This window comes from Novosphingobium fuchskuhlense, from assembly GCF_001519075.1.
GTDB classification, from domain to species: Bacteria; Pseudomonadota; Alphaproteobacteria; order Sphingomonadales; family Sphingomonadaceae; genus Novosphingobium; species Novosphingobium fuchskuhlense.
In genome coordinates, this window is the sequence record NZ_KQ954246.1 from 129717 (window position 1) to 144785 (window position 15069).

Sequence of the window (15069 nt, forward strand, 5' to 3'; positions counted from 1 at the left end):
GACCCGGGCTGACCGGCTCTCAGGGCCGCATCAGTTCGCGCACGAAGCCGATCAGGCCGGTCTGGCGCGCGCGTTTCATGCGTTCGGCGTGAAGGATTTCGCGGACCTTCGCAAAGCACTCGTCGATATCGTCGTTGACGACGACGTAGTCATAGCCGTCCCAGTGGCTGATTTCGGCGCGGGCGCGTTCCATGCGGGCGGCGATGACCTCGGCGCTGTCGGTGCCGCGCCCGGTGAGGCGGCGGCGCAGCTCATCGATGCTGGGGGGCAGGAGGAACACGCGCACGACATCGGTTTCGAGCTTCTGGTAAAGCTGCTGCGTACCCTGCCAATCGATGTCGAAGAGGAAGTCCTGGCCTTCGCGCAGGCCCGCCTTCACTTGCGCCTTGGGCGTGCCGTAGCTGTTGCCGAAGACGTGCGCCCATTCGAGGAACTCCTCGTTCTCGACCATTTCGTCGAAGCGCCCTTGCGTGACGAAGTGATAGTCCTTCCCGTCAACCTCGCCAGGGCGCATCGGCCGCGTGGTGGCAGAGACCGAGAGGCGGATGGCGGGATCGGCCTCGAGCAGCATACGCGAGATGGTTGTCTTCCCCGCGCCCGAGGGCGAGGACATGATGAACATCAGCCCGCGGCGGTGGAGTGCGTCGGAGGATGGGGGAGTCGGCTGGACCATGCGCGCTGTTGGCGCATGGCGGCCGGGAAGGTCAAGGGCGCTTGGTCAACGCTGGCGGTTCTTGCGGCGTTCGTGGAGCGTCTTGGCGAGCAGCGCACCGCCGACGACGATGGCGCCGGGCACCGAGCGGGTGGCGATACGGGTGGCGGCAGCCGTGAGGATACGCGCGCCGATGCCGCGTTTGACTTTCGGGGCCTTTGCGGCCTGCTGGGCGGCCTTCACACCGGCGGCTTTCGCGGCAGCTTTCAGGGCATCGGGCGCGGCGCCGAGGATGCCGCGATCGACGCCGCGCTTCAGCAGCGAGGAGCCAGCGCGCATGGCGATGCCGGCAAGGATGGTACGGGTGAGCGGGCTGACTGGATCAACCGGCGATTCAGGTGCCGCTTGCGTCAATGCTGGAACCGGCTTGCCGGGCGTGGTCACTTCTTGCGACCGAAATCCACGGTGACGACGTTCGAGCCATCATCGGCGCCCGCCGGCTCGCCGGCTTCGGGCGAATCATTTTCCGCGTCGTGGAGCGGCTCGTCTTCCTCGACATCGCCCGCGGTCTGGAACTGGAGGCCGAAATCGACGGCGGGATCGACGAAGGCCGTGATCGCGCTGAACGGGACGACCAGCGTCGAAGGAATCTGGTTGAACGAGAGGCCGACGCTGAAGCCTTCGGGCGTGACTTTCAGATCCCAGAACTTGTTTTGCAGGACGATGGTCATCTCGTCCGGAAAGCGTTCCTTGAGGCGCGGCGGAATGGATACGCCGGGCGCGCCGGTCTTGAAAGTGATGTAGAAATGGTGCGCACCGGGGAGCGTGCCGCCCGTGGTTTCGATCTGGCCAAGCACGCGGCCGACCACCGCGCGCAGGGCTTCCTGCACGATCTCGTCGTAGGGGATCAGGCTGTCGGGTGCATCGCTCATCTGCTCTAGGGTGGCTTGGAGCCGCGCGCGGGTCAAGGGGCTCTGAGGTGCAGGCGATTGATTCTGTGCGGAAGCGGCCTATAGGCAAGCGCCATGCGCACCGGATCGATCGCCCGCACCACGCACGAAACCGATATCAAGGTTTCGGTGAATCTCGACGGCACCGGCACGTTCGATGTCAGCACCGGGATCGGCTTTCTCGATCACATGATCGAGCAGTTCAGCCGCCACTCGCTGATCGACGTGACCTGCCACGTGAAGGGCGACCTCCATGTCGACCAGCACCACACGACCGAGGACAGCGCCATCGCGCTGGGGCAGGCGATTGCGCAGGCGCTGGGCGACAAGAAGGGCATCACCCGCTACGGCACGGCCTATTCGCCGATGGACGAGGCCCTGGCCCGCGTCGCGCTCGACATCTCTGGGCGGCCGGTGCTGATCTGGAAGGCGAGCTTTACGCAAGCCCGCCTTGGCGAGATGGATACCGAGCTGTTCGAGCACTGGTTCCAGTCGATTGCGCAGGCCGCCGGGATCACGCTGCACATCGAGTGCCTCTACGGCTCGAACAACCACCACATCATCGAGGGCATCTACAAGGGCTTTGCCCGGGCGATGCGCGATGCGGTGGAGATCGACCCGCGCAAGGGCGATGCCGTGCCCAGCACCAAGGGCATCCTGGGTGGCTGAAGTCATTGCCTTGGTCGACTATGGCGCGGGGAACCTGCGCTCGGTTGCCAATGCGTTGAAGGCGGCGGGGGCGGAAGGCGTTTCCGTGACGGCGGACCCCAATGTGGTGCGCGCGGCAGACCGGATCGTGCTGCCGGGTGTCGGCGCGTTCAAGGCCTGCATCGAGGCGCTGCGCGGCGTGCCGGGGCTGGTCGAGGCGATGCGCGAGCGCGTGCTGGTGGGCGGCGCGCCGTTCCTGGGCATTTGCGTGGGGATGCAGCTGCTGGCGGACCGGGGCATCGAATTCGGCGTGACCGAAGGGCTGGGCTGGATCGGCGGCGAAGTGCGCGCGATCGAGCCGAGCGATGCGAGCATCAAGGTGCCGCACATGGGCTGGAACGATGTGGAGCCCATGCACCACAACCCGTTGATCGTGCCGGGTGAGGCCTATTTCCTCCATTCCTACCACTTCGTGTCCGAGGACGGCGCGGATGTGGCGGCGATGACCGACCATGGCGGCGGGCTCGTCGCGGCGGTGGGCCGGGACAATGTGCTGGGCGTGCAGTTTCACCCGGAGAAGAGCCAGGACTACGGGCTCTCCCTGCTGGGGCGTTTTCTGGAGTGGCGCCCTTGAAGGAGTATGTGGCTTGATCGTATTCCCGGCAATCGATCTCAAGGGCGGACAGGTCGTGCGGCTGGCCGAGGGCGATATGGCGCGCGCGACGGTCTATGGCGATGATCCGGCGGCGCAGGCGATGCTGTTTGCGGATGCCGGCTCGCAGTACCTCCATGTCGTGGACCTTGATGGCGCGTTCGCCGGTGAGGCAGTGAACCGCGCGGCAGTCGAGGGCATCCTCAAGGTGTTTCCGGGGCACGTGCAGCTGGGCGGCGGCATCCGCAATCCGATTGCCGTCGATGGCTGGTTTGATCTGGGCGTGAGCCGCGTGGTGATCGGCACGGCGGCGCTGAAGGACCCGCAATTCGTGAAGGACATGGCGAAGGCCTATCCCGGCGGGATCGTGGTGGCGGTCGATGCGCGCGACGGGATGGTCGCGACCGAGGGCTGGGCCGAGGTTTCCGACGTTTCGATTGTCGACATGGCACGGCGGTTCGAGGATGCGGGTGTGGCCTCGATCCTGTTTACTGACGTGGGCCGCGATGGGCTGCTGAAAGGCTGCAACATCGATGCGACGCTCGATCTTGCGCGCAGCACCCGGTTGCCGGTGATCGCGAGCGGCGGGGTGAAGGGCATCGACGATATTCGGATGCTGAAGATCCACGAGGCGGACGGGATCGAGGGCGTGATCACCGGCCGCGCACTGTTCGAGGGGCGGCTCGATCTGGCGGCGGCTATTGCGATGGCGGAAGCATGACCGTCCGCGTCCGTGTCATTCCCTGCCTTGATGTGCGCGATGGACGCGTGGTGAAGGGCGTGAACTTTGTCGATCTGCGCGATGCGGGCGATCCGGTCGAGCAGGCGCGGGCCTATGACAAGGCGGGCGCGGACGAGCTGTGCTTTCTCGATATCTCTGCGACGCATGAGGGGCGCGGGACGCTGCTTGATGTCGTCGCGCGCACGGCCGAGGTCTGCTTCATGCCGCTGACCGTGGGCGGCGGGGTGCGGACGCCAGAGGATGCGCGGGCGCTGCTGCTGGCAGGCGCGGACAAAGTGGCGGTCAATTCCGCCGCGGTCGCGCGGCCCGAACTGGTGCGCGATATTGCCGAGCGGTTCGGCGCGCAGTGCGTGGTGGGTTCGGTGGACGCGCGGCGGGTGGCGCCCGGCAAGTGGGAAATCTTCACCCATGGCGGGCGGCGTCCGACGGGGATCGATGCGCTGGCCCATGCCGAGACCCTTGCGAAACTGGGCGCGGGCGAGCTGCTCGTCACCTCGATGGACGGGGACGGGACGCAGGCCGGCTATGACCTTGCGCTGACGCGGGCCATTGCCGATGCGGTCCCGGTGCCGGTGATCGCCAGCGGCGGTGTCGGCACGCTTGACCATCTCGTAGCGGGCGTGCGCGAGGGCCATGCGAGCGCCGTGCTGGCGGCCTCGATCTTCCACTTCGGCACGCATTCCGTCGCCGAGGCCCATGCGGCGCTGCGCGCGGCGGGAATTCCGGCGCGGGGATAAGGCACGCAGCTGTCGGAATTTTTGACACTTGCCGCTGAAAACCTACGGATATTAACTAGCGAAATACCCGTATCTTCTTGATATTCAGCGCGATGGCACAGGGTTTGCATTAACTCTTTGGCAAGGTCTTGTATTGGAAATCCCGCGCGTGTTCCGCTTTCTTCCCATTGCCATTGTGGCTCTTGCCACCACTGCTGGAACCGCGCTTGCGCAGGCGAGCGGGGGCACGGCCATTCCCGAGCCGACCGACGGCGCGCTGTTTGCCATCGGCCTCGCCGGCCTGATCATCGGCCGCCGGGTGGCGCGGCGCAAGGACGACTGAGGGCCTGAGGGGCGCCTTGCCCGCTTGACCTCGCACCGGCGGCGCGCCATGCCCGCTGCGATGCCAAACCCGACAGACCCGACCACCATCCTGTCCCGGCTGGAAGCCACGATTGCGGCGCGCCGCGCGGGTGCTTCCGTTTCTGGTCCTGAAAGCAGCTATGTCGCCCGGCTCCATGCCAAGGGGCGCGGCAAGATCGCGCAGAAAGTAGGCGAGGAAGCGACCGAAGTGGTGATCGCGGCGTTGACCGGCGCGCCTGAGGCGCTGGTCGGCGAGGCGGCGGACCTCCTGTTCCATCTGCTAGTTCTCATAGGCGATTGCGGGGTTTCGCTGGCCGATGTGACCGCGGAACTGGAGCGGCGCGAGGGCATCTCCGGAATTGCCGAGAAAGCCAGCAGGAGCAGTTGAGCCATGGCGGTCGATGCCACCCAGCCCTATGATGACCAGAACGTCTTCGCAAAGATCCTGCGCGGGGAAATCCCCTGCCGGCGCGTCTACGAAGACGAGTGGAGCCTCGCCTTCCACGATATCAACCCGCAGTCGCCGACGCATATTCTGGTGATCCCCAAGGGTGCCTATGTGAGCTGGGACGACTTTTCTGCGAAGGCTTCGGACGCCGAGATCACCGGGTTCGTCCGCGCGGTGGGCCATGTCGCGCGCGAGGCGGGGCTGGTGGCACCGGGGTACCGGCTGCTCGCCAACACCGGCACCAACAGCCACCAGGAAGTGCCGCATCTGCATGTGCACGTGTTTGCCGGGCGTCAGCTTGGCCCGCTGCTGGCGCGGGTGGACTGAAACCCCGGCGCTGCCGCCCGCGATGGCCGTGTTTGGCCTTGCCTCGCGAGTCGCGGCAAGGCTAGGACAGGCCCCGCATGCCAAGCCCCCCGTTTCCTGTTCCGTGTCCTCCCTCCGGCTGTTTCGACGCCGATCGCCACTTTTATTCGGTACGTGTTTACTTTGAGGACACGGATCTTTCAGGCGTGGTCTATCACGCCAACTACTTACGCTGGTTCGAGCGTGCGCGGTCCGACATGCTGCGACTGCTGGGCATCGACCAGCGCGGGGCGCACGAAGCGGGGCAGGGCGCCTTTGCGGTGACCGACCTTGCGCTGAAGTACCAGCGGCCGGCCCGGCTCGACGACGATGTGCTGATCGTCAGCACCGTCTCTGCGGTGACACGCGTGACGTGCACGCTCGTCCAGAAGGCCCTGCGCGGGGATGAGCTCCTTGCCGAGGCGCAGGTCCGCGTCGCGTTTGTTTCACCCGCTGGGCGCGCGATGCGCCTGCCAGCGCCCTTCATCACCGCTTTCACTTCGCTGCTTGTGCCGCCTCAGGAAGGTCCCGTTCGATCATGATGCTTTCCGTTCTTGCTGCTGCCGCTGCCCCCGGTGTCGTTGGCGGTGTGACCGCCGGCATGCCGACCCGGCTCAACCCCGTCGCGCTGTTCCTCCATGCCGATATCGTGGTGCAGGTGGTGATGGGCGCGCTGGTGCTTGCCTCGGTCTGGGTGTGGACGATCATCTTCGCCTTTTCGCTGCGGATGGGCAGCATGCAGCGGGGATGCAACCGCTACGAAACGGGCTTCTGGGAAGCGCGCGATATCGACGCCTACCACAAAGAGAATGGCGACAAGGACGTGCCGAGCGCGCGCGTGGTGACGGCGGCGCTCAGCGAATGGCGGCGCTCCACCTCGGGCAAGACGATCGACCGCGAAGGCACGCGCCAGCGGCTCAACTCGGCGATGGAAAGCGTGGTGACGGCTGAGACCGACCGGCTGGCCGGCCGCCTCAATTTCCTTGCCACGGTGGGTGCGGTCGCGCCCTTCGTCGGTCTGTTCGGCACGGTCTGGGGCATCATGGACAGCTTCTTCAACATCGGCGCGCAGCAGAATTCCTCGCTCGCGGTGGTGGCACCGGGCATTTCGGAGGCGCTGTTCGCCACGGCCATCGGCCTGTTTGCCGCGATCCCGGCGGTGATTGCCTACAACCGCTTCTCGCACCGGGTGAACCGCTTTGAGACGCGTCTGTTCCGCTTTGCCGACCGCTTCCACGCGACGTTGAGCCGCGAGCTGGAGCAGTAGGGCCGTGGCGATGAACATGGCATCCGGCGGAGGCGGGCGGCGCGGGCGGCGGGGACGGCGCAGCGGCGCGATGAGCGAGATCAACGTGACGCCGCTGGTCGACGTGATGCTGGTGCTGCTCATCATCTTCATGGTGACAGCGCCGATGCTGACGGCGGGCGTGCCGATCGATCTGCCCGACAGCCGCGCCGAAGCGCTCAAGACCGAGCGCAAGACGGTGACGGTGAGCATGGACGGCGAGGGGCGGATTTTCCTCGATGATCAGGAACTCGCGCCCGGCGAACTTTCGGACCGGCTGACAGGCCTTGCGGCGGCAGGGCCTGACGGGAAGCCCCCGCTGGTGACGCTGCGCGCGGACCGCGGCCTTGATTATGGCCGCGTTGTGGCGGTGATGGGCGCGCTGAACGCGGCGGGCTTCAAGTCGATCTCGCTGGTCACCAACGGTTCAGTCACGGCCCCCTAAGCGCCATGGCGATGAGTGCCACTTCCTCCCCCCCAGGCCTCACGCGCGACGAAGCGCCCTTACCGTTTGGTGCGCTCATCATCGCGCTGGCGGCCCATGCGGGGCTGATCGCGGCGCTGACGCTGGCTCCGCCGGGGCGGACGATCATGTCGCCGCCCGAGCGGATGACGGTGACCTTTGCCGACGAGACCGCCGATACCTCGACGTCGCCCGATCCCAACGAGGCGGCTGCGGCCGATGTTGCCCCCGTGATCGGCGAGCCGGCGCCCGAGCCCGTGGCTGCCGAGCCGGTGCCGCAGATGGCACCGCCGCAGCCGCTGCCCAAGCCGGCGCCCGCGCAGCAGCCGCAGGCAAAGCCGGCACCGCAGCCGAGGCCCGCACCGAAGGCGGCTCCGCTGCCGCCGCCGCGCGCCGCGCCCGCAGCGCCGCCGAAGCCCGCGGCAAGGCCCGCAGCCGCATCGCCGCCGGCGGACCCCCGGCAGCGCCGGCGATCCGATGCGCCGGGCGGGGCCAGCCAGCTGGGTCCGGACTTCCTGAAGGGCATCAACACCGGCACGCGCCCCGGCGCCACCGGCAATCCGGCCGATGCGGCGAGCGAGCAGGTCAAGGCCGCGATCCGCGTGACGATCAACCGCAAGGTGCTGCCGCCGTGGAACAGCTGCCCGGTGAACGGCGTGGAGATCGAGAAGCTGCGCGCCAGCGTGACCTTCCAGCTCGATCGCGGCGGCAATATCACGAGCATTGCACCGCCGGTGCTTTCCGGCCAGACTCCGGCCAACACGCCGCAGGTCAGCCGCTTCACCGAATGTGCGGTCCGCGCGATCAGGACGGCGGCGCCCTTCAACCTTCCGCCGGAATCATACGAATTCTGGAAGACCTACAAGCTCAATTTCAGGAAAGAGTAGAGCCGTGCGTAGCACCCCAGTTACCGGACTTCGCGTTACCGGGCTTTGCGCGGCGCTGCTGTGCGCGCCCCTGGCCCTCTCCGCGCCGCCCGTTCATGCGCAGCAGGCCGCGCCGAAGGGGCCGCAACCCGCCGCAACCCCCGCGCCCGCAGTGGATTCCTCGCCCGAGGAGGACGTGGTCGGCACGATCAACAACGACGCGGCCATCGCGATCCCGGTGTTCCCCACCGACGAGATGTTGCCGACGGCGGCCGAGGGCGGCAACACCGAAGCCCTGGGCCGCAATCTGGCGCGGGTGATCTTCGGCGATCTCAAGAACAACGGGCTGTTCCGCCCGGTCGGGCCGGATGCGCTGCCGCGCATCGCCTATGGCGAGGTGACCGCGCCAACCTTCCCGAACTGGCGCGCGCGTTCGGCGGAGATGCTGGTGCAGGGCTTTGTCAGGGCGGCGCCGGACGGGCGGCTGACAGTCGGGTGCTATCTCTACGACGTGGCGCTGGGCAGCGAGCTGGCGCGGCAGGGCTATGTGGTGAAGCCCGAGGAATGGCGCCGCGCCGCGCACAAGTGCGCCGACATGGTCTATGCGCGGCTATCGGGCGAAAGCCCGTTCTTCGACAGCAAGATCGCCTATATCGCCGAAACGGGTCCCAAGGGGAACCGCCGCAAACAGCTGGCCATCATGGATTCCGATGGCGCGAACCACCGCTTCATCACCAACGGTCAATCGACCGCGCTGACACCGCGCTATTCGCCCGACTATTCCAAGATCGCCTATCTCAGCTTTCTCAACGGTACCCCGCGCATCTATGTCTATGATATCGGCACCGGGCAGCAGCGGCTGGTGACCGAGGGCAAGGGACCGACCTTCGCGCCGCGCTGGTCGCCCGATGGGAAGTACATTCTGTATTCGATGGCGATTGCGGGCAACACCGACATCTACCGTGTGCCGGCGACCGGCGGCGATTCGGTGAAGCTGACGGATTCGCCAGGGATCGATGTTGGCGGCAGCTATTCGCCCGACGGGCAGCGGATCGTGTTCGAAAGCGACCGATCAGGCAGCCAGCAGGTCTACGTGATGAACGCGGACGGCACGAACCAGAAGCGCATCAGCTTCTTCGGCGGCCGCGCGGCGACGCCGGAATGGAGCCCGCGCGGCGACCAGATCGCCTTCACCCACATTGCCGGCAACCTGCGCATCGCGGTGATGAACCCATCGGGCGGCGACATGCGCTATCTGACCGACAGCTGGCAGGATGAGGCGCCGACATGGTCGCCCAACGGCCGCATCGTCCAGTTCTTCCGCACGGCGAAGACCACCGGCAAGACCTCGATCTGGCAAGTGGACCTGACCGGACGCAACGAGCGGCGTCTGAACACCCCGGTCGACGCATCGGACCCGGCCTGGGGACCGGTGCTGCCCTGATCCTGCCTTGAATGCGCCCAAGCCCCTTCGGGCCGCCGACTGGTCCCGCCTTGCCGGGCCGCGCTGGTCCGGACCGGAGGGATGAAACAATTTGCCGATTCGGACTGCAGAAGGCAGTCTGGTTCCAAATGACCAAGGAGACCGTTTCCGTGAACCGCAAGATCACCACAGCCCTGCTGCTCTCCGCGGGCCTCGCTTTGGCCGGCTGCGCTGGCACCGTGCCGAAGGAAAAGGATCTGCCGCCGCAGCCGAGCGGTGTGACGACCTCCACCACCACGATCAATCCGCCGCCGGTGGGCCAGCCCGCGGGGCCGGCACCCGGGACGCGCGCCGACTTCATGGCCTCCGTGCTGGCGGACACCATCCTGTTCGACACCGACCGCTACAACATCGACAGCGAGGATCAGGGTATCCTGCAGAGCCAGGCGCAGTGGCTGGCGCGCTATCCGGCGGCGCGGGTGACCATCGAGGGCCACTGCGACGAGCGCGGCACCCGCGACTACAACCTTGCTCTCGGCGAGCGCCGCGCCAATGCGGTGAAGAACTATCTCGTGAGCCTAGGCGTCGATGCCGCGCGCATCACCACGGTGAGCTATGGCAAGGAGCGCCCGGTGGCGCTGGGTTCGGACGAGGCAAGCTGGGCCAAGAACCGCCGCGCCGTGACGATCACGGTGCAGTGAGGGCTTAGGAACAGGCAGCATGGCACGGCAGGGCAGATCGGCAGACTGGGGTTTCCCCAGATGGCGCGGCTATGAAAGCGCGCGCGAGGCCGCGCCCGTGCGCCTGTGCGACCGGGCCGGGTGCAGCGAAAAGGGGGAATGCCCCGCCCCCAAATCGCCCAACAGCCCGGAGCGCTGGTATTTCTGCGTGGCCCATGCCGCTGAATACAATCAGGGCTGGAACTACTTCGAGGGGCTCGACAAGGAAGAGGCCGAACTGCGCGAGAAGGCCGAGCGCGGCGAGGCTTCGGGTTATGCCCAATCGGCCTACCAGTCCTGGGCCGGGCCCGGTGACGGCAGCCGCAGCCGCGACGAAATGCGGGCGCTGGAGGCGCTTGGCCTCGACGTCGACGCCGATTTCGAGGCGGTGCGCAAGGCGTGGCGCAGCCGGGCCAAGGAAGTCCACCCCGACGTCCGCCCCGGGGATGCCGCCGCAGCGGCGGAGTTCCTCAAGCTGCAGACCGCCTATGAAGTGCTGCGCGCGGCAGAGGAGCGGCGCGAGTGGAAGGGTTCAGACGGGGTCTGACCGGCCTGCCAGTTCGGCATCGAGCAGGACCATCACGCGCGCTTCATCGGGGAAGCCTTCCGCAACCCAGCGTGCCTCCACCGCGCGGAGCAGGCGGGCAACCTCCGGCCCGGCGCTGACCCCGCGCGCGACGATCATGCCGCCTTTCAAGGGAAACTGCGGGATGTCCCAGCCTTGCAGCGGAGCCATGCTCGCGCCGCCGATCAGCAGGCGATCCAGCGCGGCTTCGCGGCCGACCCGGTAGGCGAGCGGGCGGGCGGCTTCCTCGGGGATGGTGCGTGCGGCGACGAGCGCGAGGTGCTTGCGCTGGGCGATGCTGAGGCGCAGGCGCGCGGCGATCTGTTCGGCGAGCGGCGGATCGGCAGGCAGCAGCGCGGCAAGGCGGCGAAGCGGAGCGGGCGCGATGCCGTGCGCGGCTTCGGCCGCGATGAGCGGCGGGAGCGTGGCAGGATCGGCTTCGGGCAGGATCACCGCCAGCACGCCCAGATCAGCCATGCGGGCCACGGTCGGCGCGGGATCGGGCAAGGCGAGGAGCAGCAGCAGTTCGCTGGCTATGCGTTCGCGCGAGAGGCCCTTGAGGCCGGGGGCAAGCGCGCTGCAGGCAGCTTCTGCCACGGGATCGGCAGGCAGCGAGCCGAACCGGGCCTGGAAGCGGAAGTACCTCAGGATGCGCAGGTAATCCTCGCGGATGCGCTGCTCGGCATCACCGATGAAGCGCAGGCGGCGGGCATCCAGATCAGCGAGACCGCCGAAGTAATCGTGGACGGCAAGGTCCCGCGGATCGGCATAGAGCGCGTTGATCGTGAAATCGCGGCGCGCTGCGTCTTCCTGCCAGCTTTGCGAGAAGGCGACCGTGGCGTGGCGGCCATCGGTCGAGACGTCGCGGCGCAGGGTGGTGATCTCGACCGGGCCGCCTGCCAGGAGGGCGGTCACGGTGCCGTGGGCAAGGCCGGTGGGCACGCTGCGGATGCCTGCCGCCGCCAGCTGCTCGATCACCGCAGGCGGCTCGAGCGGGGTCGCCATGTCGATGTCCTTCACGGCGATGCCGAGCAGCGTATCGCGCACCGCGCCGCCGACATAGCGGACGAGGCCCGCACCCGCAGGGTCAAGCGCGGCGACGAGCGCGGCGAGGTCTGCGCGCTGCGTCCAGAGCGCGCCGGGGAGGTGCGTATCAGCCATGCCAGCGGATCCGCTGCGCCAGATTGGCGATGATCCCGGCGGTGACGCCCCAGATGCGGTGCTCGTTCCACTGGATGTCGATGTAACTGCCGCGGCGGCCTGACCATTCACCATCCCGCCGGACGTGGTTTGCGGGATCGAGCACGAAGGCAAGCGGCGGCTCGAACCAGGCGGCCACTTCGGCGGGATTGGGCTGGATCGGGAGATCGGGCGGGACCATCGCGAGGACGGGGGTGATATCGTAGCCGGTGCCGGTGCGGTACTGGTCGGTCGCGCCGATCACGTCGACGAGGGCCGGGTCGATGCCGAGCTCCTCGTTCGCCTCGCGCAGTGCGGCCTCGATGGGTGTTTCGCCTGCGTCGAGCTTGCCGCCGGGGAACGCGGCCTGCCCGGGGTGCGCGCGCATGTGCGAGGGGCGGTGGATGAGAAGGACGCCGGGACCTTCGGGATGATCCGGACGATCGGTGACGGCGATCAGCACGGCGGCGGGGCGCAACGGGGTATCGGGGAGGGGGCGCCAGTCTTCATAGGCGGGCGCGGCGGGATCGGCGTGGCCTATCGTGAACAGATCGGCGAGGCGTGCGCGCAGGCTCATGCAGGGAGCAGCGGGAAGGAAGCGCCGAGGCTTTCCACCGCGAGCGCATCAGGGGGGGAGACCGCCAGCGCGTGGTCGATCAGCTGGCCATAGGTGCTGCGGTTGAGCCGCGCTTCGGTGCCGTGGCGCACGGCGAGGTAGAAGGCGGGGACTTCAGCCGTGCCGCGCGCGATCAGCGGGTGATCGGGACCGGCGAGGACCACGTCGTCAGTGTTGAGGCGCAAGGCGATGACCGGGCTGCCTGCGCTGTCCGCGCGGACTTCGAGGTCGGTCGCGATGAAGGCGGCATCTTCGACTTCGATGGCGAGCTTTTCGGCGGGGGTGACCAGCCAGTGCTGACCCGCCGCGTCGCGCGTGAGCAGCGAGGAGAACGCGCGGACCATGGCCGGGCGGGTGATCCTGCCGCCCTCGTGGAACCATGTGCCGTCCGCCGCGATGCGCATGTGGCTTGTGCCGGTGCGGGCGGGAGACCAGGTATCGACCGCAGGCAGACGGCGCGCGGCAACGGCCTCTGCCAGTTCGGCAAGGGTCAGCGCGGCGAGTTCGGCAGGCGGTTCATAAGGCACAAATCGCCGATGCCAGATCGGATCAGCCGCGCCAAGGGCCGAGCATGCCCTCATGGGGCAAGACAGCGGGATTCGCGGTGCGGCAGAGCAGGCGCGCGGGCTCCCAAGGTCCGGGCAGCTTCCACCCGCCGGTGTGGGCGGCGGAGAAGCCGAAGAAGCGGCCGTAATAGTCCGCATCGCCGATCATCACTTGCGGCAGCGGTGCGCGCGGATCAATCGCGGTGAGGCTGGCCGTGACGAGTGCCTTGCCATAGCCCTTGCCTTGCAGGCCCGGCAGCACGGCGACAGGGCCAACCATGATCATCGGATGGGCGCGGCCACCGGTATCATTCAGGGCGACCGGCCAGCACTGGATCGTGCCGGCGATATGCTCGCCTTCATCGAGCGCGGCGAAGCTGAGGCCGGGGAGCCATTCGGTGCCCTGGCGGACCATGTAGGCCGTGCGGCCGAAGCGGTCCGGCCCGAAGGCGGCATCGAGCACATCCTCGATCAGCGCGGGGTCGATATCGGCAAGCGGGATGAGCGTGGCCAAGGCGGACTGGCTTTCAGTGGCGGGCAGGAACGCGCGCCGATAGCGGGCGAGAGGGGTGGGGGCAAGCGGCTGGGCAAGCCCCGGCGTTCAGACGACCACTTCGACCGGCATCCGGCACAACACCTTGGATGCCGGTGAAGGATGGCGGATGCGAAGGGCGGGACGGTGTCCAACCACCACCCTTCCTGGCGAACACCGTGGACTGACGAGCCGCCACGCCTTCCCCTTCAGCCCGGAGTCCGTGCCAGCAACCGCAGCCGCGAGTTGAACTCGCCGCGATCGACATAGCAGCCGTGGAGGTGGCGGAAGCCGGTCGAGGGATCGAAGGCCTCGCGCCCGTGGAGCACGCGGCGGTTGTCGAACACGATCATCTCGCCTGCCGCGAGCTTGAAGGTGATCTGGTACGCCGGGTCGCGCGTCATCGCCATGAAGGTGCGGTAGGCGCGGTAGTAGGCGGGCATGACATCGGCCGGCATGTCGAACGTGGCGGCGATATGGGCATTCCAGCGGATTTCGCGGACCGCGCCGACCCGGTCCAGCGTGATCACCGGGGCGTGGGTGCGGATATCAGCGTGCCGATCGTGGAAGCGGAACGGGATGGCCACTTCGCTGAGCAGGCGGAACGCCTCGGGATCGCGTGCGCGCAGATCCTCGGCAAGGGCAAACCCGTCGGCGAAAAGCGAACCGCCGCCTTGCGCTTCGTTGGCTAGGCAGTGGAGGAACTGGAAGCCCGGCGGCACTTCCTGGTTGGGCAGGTCGGTGTGCAGCGGCAGGGTGACGGCGGTATAGGCGAGGTTGTTGGGATCTGGCTTGCTGACGACCTCGAAGGTCATCCCGAAGTTGGTTTCGCGCAGGAAGCCGATCTTGCAAGCGATCTCGACCCCGGCATCGACGCGGTCGGCCAGGCCGTCGACGATTGAAAGGCCGAGGGCTGCGGTCTGCCGCATCCATGTCTCCAACGCGGCATCATCGCCGGCAAGCCTTGCCGCGGCGAAGCGGGGAATGCCGCCCGGCGCAAGATCGCCGCGCCACAGACGGGGTGGGATCGCGGCGGGATCGCTGACAGGGCGGCCCGGGCGATGCGCGGCGAGCAGCGCCAGCGCGATGTGGCTGACATGGCCATCGGCGTAGTGCAGGACCACCGTCTCCCGGCCTTGCTCGGCATGCGTGAGGACCGGTTGCGCAGCGAGGCTGAGCAGATCGAGCACGCGCTCCTCCGTCTGCGGGTGGAAGGCGCTGGGGCAATTGTCGCGCAGCCAGAGCGTGGGGTAGGTGACCGGGGCACCATCATCGGCCCAGGTGGCGAGGAGGGCGTCGGCCCGGACCTCGAGTCCAGTCAGGTTCATCGAAAAATCCCGTCGTATCGCAAGAGTGATCG

General features: G+C 67.7%; 22 protein-coding genes. 14 read left to right on the plus strand and 8 right to left on the minus strand.

Annotated elements, in window-relative coordinates; all coding sequences use genetic code 11:
* Positions 1-19: 19 nt before the first annotated feature.
* The 3 genes from gmk to AQZ52_RS14575 are packed head-to-tail and all read right to left on the minus strand — an operon-like array spanning position 20 to position 1584.
* The gene (gene gmk / locus AQZ52_RS14565; RefSeq protein WP_067912511.1) at positions 20-673 is read right to left on the minus strand and encodes a guanylate kinase; all 654 of its coding nucleotides are present in this window, start codon (positions 671-673) and stop codon (positions 20-22) included.
* Positions 674-718: 45 nt separating this feature from the next.
* Complete coding sequence (locus AQZ52_RS14570; RefSeq protein WP_156424969.1) at positions 719-1096, minus strand: hypothetical protein; 378 nt, start codon at positions 1094-1096, stop codon at positions 719-721.
* A complete protein-coding gene (locus AQZ52_RS14575) occupies positions 1093-1584 on the minus strand; it encodes an SspB family protein (RefSeq protein ID WP_067912517.1) in 492 nt (163 codons plus the stop codon). The genes AQZ52_RS14570 and AQZ52_RS14575 overlap by 4 nt, the downstream gene beginning before the upstream one ends.
* A 93-nt stretch (positions 1585-1677) precedes the next feature.
* On the opposite strand from AQZ52_RS14575, the gene hisB reads away from it, so the two are divergent.
* The 14 genes from hisB (at position 1678) to AQZ52_RS14645 (ending at position 10819) form a co-directional block, all read left to right on the plus strand.
* Positions 1678-2271: an imidazoleglycerol-phosphate dehydratase HisB gene (hisB, locus tag AQZ52_RS14580; protein WP_067912520.1), complete on the plus strand. Its 594-nt coding sequence runs from the start codon at positions 1678-1680 to the stop codon at positions 2269-2271.
* Entirely contained in the window at positions 2264-2884 is a 621-nt protein-coding gene (gene hisH, locus AQZ52_RS14585; RefSeq protein WP_082698075.1) for an imidazole glycerol phosphate synthase subunit HisH, read from the plus strand. The genes hisB and hisH overlap by 8 nt, the downstream gene beginning before the upstream one ends.
* Before the next feature lie 13 nt (positions 2885-2897).
* Complete coding sequence (hisA, locus tag AQZ52_RS14590; RefSeq protein ID WP_067912526.1) at positions 2898-3623, plus strand: 1-(5-phosphoribosyl)-5-[(5-phosphoribosylamino)methylideneamino]imidazole-4-carboxamide isomerase; 726 nt, start codon at positions 2898-2900, stop codon at positions 3621-3623.
* Positions 3620-4381, plus strand: a complete 762-nt coding sequence (gene hisF, locus AQZ52_RS14595) for an imidazole glycerol phosphate synthase subunit HisF (protein ID WP_067912529.1) — start codon at positions 3620-3622, stop codon at positions 4379-4381. Before hisA ends, hisF begins: the two co-directional genes overlap by 4 nt.
* Positions 4382-4529: 148 nt before the next feature.
* Positions 4530-4703 carry a PEP-CTERM sorting domain-containing protein gene (locus AQZ52_RS14600; protein ID WP_156424970.1) on the plus strand — a complete coding sequence of 58 codons (174 nt, stop codon included), beginning with the start codon at positions 4530-4532 and terminating at the stop codon, positions 4701-4703.
* A 48-nt stretch (positions 4704-4751) separates the two neighbouring features.
* Positions 4752-5111 (plus strand): phosphoribosyl-ATP diphosphatase, encoded by a 360-nt coding sequence (locus AQZ52_RS14605; RefSeq protein WP_240481680.1) that lies wholly within the window; start codon positions 4752-4754, stop codon positions 5109-5111.
* 3 nt (positions 5112-5114) lie between these two features.
* Positions 5115-5498 (plus strand): histidine triad nucleotide-binding protein, encoded by a 384-nt coding sequence (locus AQZ52_RS14610; protein ID WP_067912535.1) that lies wholly within the window; start codon positions 5115-5117, stop codon positions 5496-5498.
* Between the two features lie 77 nt (positions 5499-5575).
* Positions 5576-6058, plus strand: a complete 483-nt coding sequence (locus AQZ52_RS14615) for a YbgC/FadM family acyl-CoA thioesterase (protein WP_067912538.1) — start codon at positions 5576-5578, stop codon at positions 6056-6058.
* On the plus strand, positions 6055-6783 hold the full coding sequence (gene tolQ / locus AQZ52_RS14620; protein ID WP_067912541.1) for a protein TolQ: 729 nt from the start codon (positions 6055-6057) through the stop codon (positions 6781-6783). The genes AQZ52_RS14615 and tolQ overlap by 4 nt, the downstream gene beginning before the upstream one ends.
* Positions 6784-6787: 4 nt before the next feature.
* Positions 6788-7246, plus strand: a complete 459-nt coding sequence (locus AQZ52_RS14625) for an ExbD/TolR family protein (protein WP_067912544.1) — start codon at positions 6788-6790, stop codon at positions 7244-7246.
* An 11-nt stretch (positions 7247-7257) separates the two neighbouring features.
* Positions 7258-8151 carry a cell envelope integrity TolA family protein gene (locus AQZ52_RS14630; RefSeq protein WP_082698077.1) on the plus strand — a complete coding sequence of 298 codons (894 nt, stop codon included), beginning with the start codon at positions 7258-7260 and terminating at the stop codon, positions 8149-8151.
* A gap of 4 nt (positions 8152-8155) precedes the next feature.
* Positions 8156-9574: a Tol-Pal system beta propeller repeat protein TolB gene (tolB, locus tag AQZ52_RS14635; RefSeq protein ID WP_067912547.1), complete on the plus strand. Its 1419-nt coding sequence runs from the start codon at positions 8156-8158 to the stop codon at positions 9572-9574.
* A 128-nt stretch (positions 9575-9702) separates the two neighbouring features.
* Positions 9703-10254, plus strand: coding sequence for a peptidoglycan-associated lipoprotein Pal (gene pal / locus AQZ52_RS14640; RefSeq protein WP_067912550.1), 552 nt, complete (start codon positions 9703-9705; stop codon positions 10252-10254).
* 19 nt (positions 10255-10273) lie between these two features.
* Positions 10274-10819, plus strand: coding sequence for a J domain-containing protein (locus AQZ52_RS14645; RefSeq protein WP_067912553.1), 546 nt, complete (start codon positions 10274-10276; stop codon positions 10817-10819).
* On the opposite strand, the gene AQZ52_RS14650 is transcribed toward AQZ52_RS14645, so the two are convergent.
* The 5 genes from AQZ52_RS14650 to AQZ52_RS14670 form a co-directional block, all read right to left on the minus strand.
* On the minus strand, positions 10805-11998 hold the full coding sequence (locus tag AQZ52_RS14650) for a CCA tRNA nucleotidyltransferase (RefSeq protein WP_067912556.1): 1194 nt from the start codon (positions 11996-11998) through the stop codon (positions 10805-10807). The genes AQZ52_RS14645 and AQZ52_RS14650 overlap by 15 nt on opposite strands.
* Positions 11991-12593, minus strand: coding sequence for a CoA pyrophosphatase (locus tag AQZ52_RS14655; protein ID WP_067912559.1), 603 nt, complete (start codon positions 12591-12593; stop codon positions 11991-11993). Before AQZ52_RS14655 ends, AQZ52_RS14650 begins: the two co-directional genes overlap by 8 nt.
* Positions 12590-13159 (minus strand): DUF1285 domain-containing protein, encoded by a 570-nt coding sequence (locus AQZ52_RS14660; RefSeq protein ID WP_067912561.1) that lies wholly within the window; start codon positions 13157-13159, stop codon positions 12590-12592. The genes AQZ52_RS14655 and AQZ52_RS14660 overlap by 4 nt, the downstream gene beginning before the upstream one ends.
* 22 nt (positions 13160-13181) lie before the next feature.
* Positions 13182-13691 (minus strand): GNAT family N-acetyltransferase, encoded by a 510-nt coding sequence (locus AQZ52_RS14665; protein WP_067912564.1) that lies wholly within the window; start codon positions 13689-13691, stop codon positions 13182-13184.
* A gap of 227 nt (positions 13692-13918) precedes the next feature.
* Positions 13919-15037, minus strand: coding sequence for a TauD/TfdA family dioxygenase (locus AQZ52_RS14670; RefSeq protein WP_067912569.1), 1119 nt, complete (start codon positions 15035-15037; stop codon positions 13919-13921).
* Positions 15038-15069 lie beyond the last annotated feature (32 nt).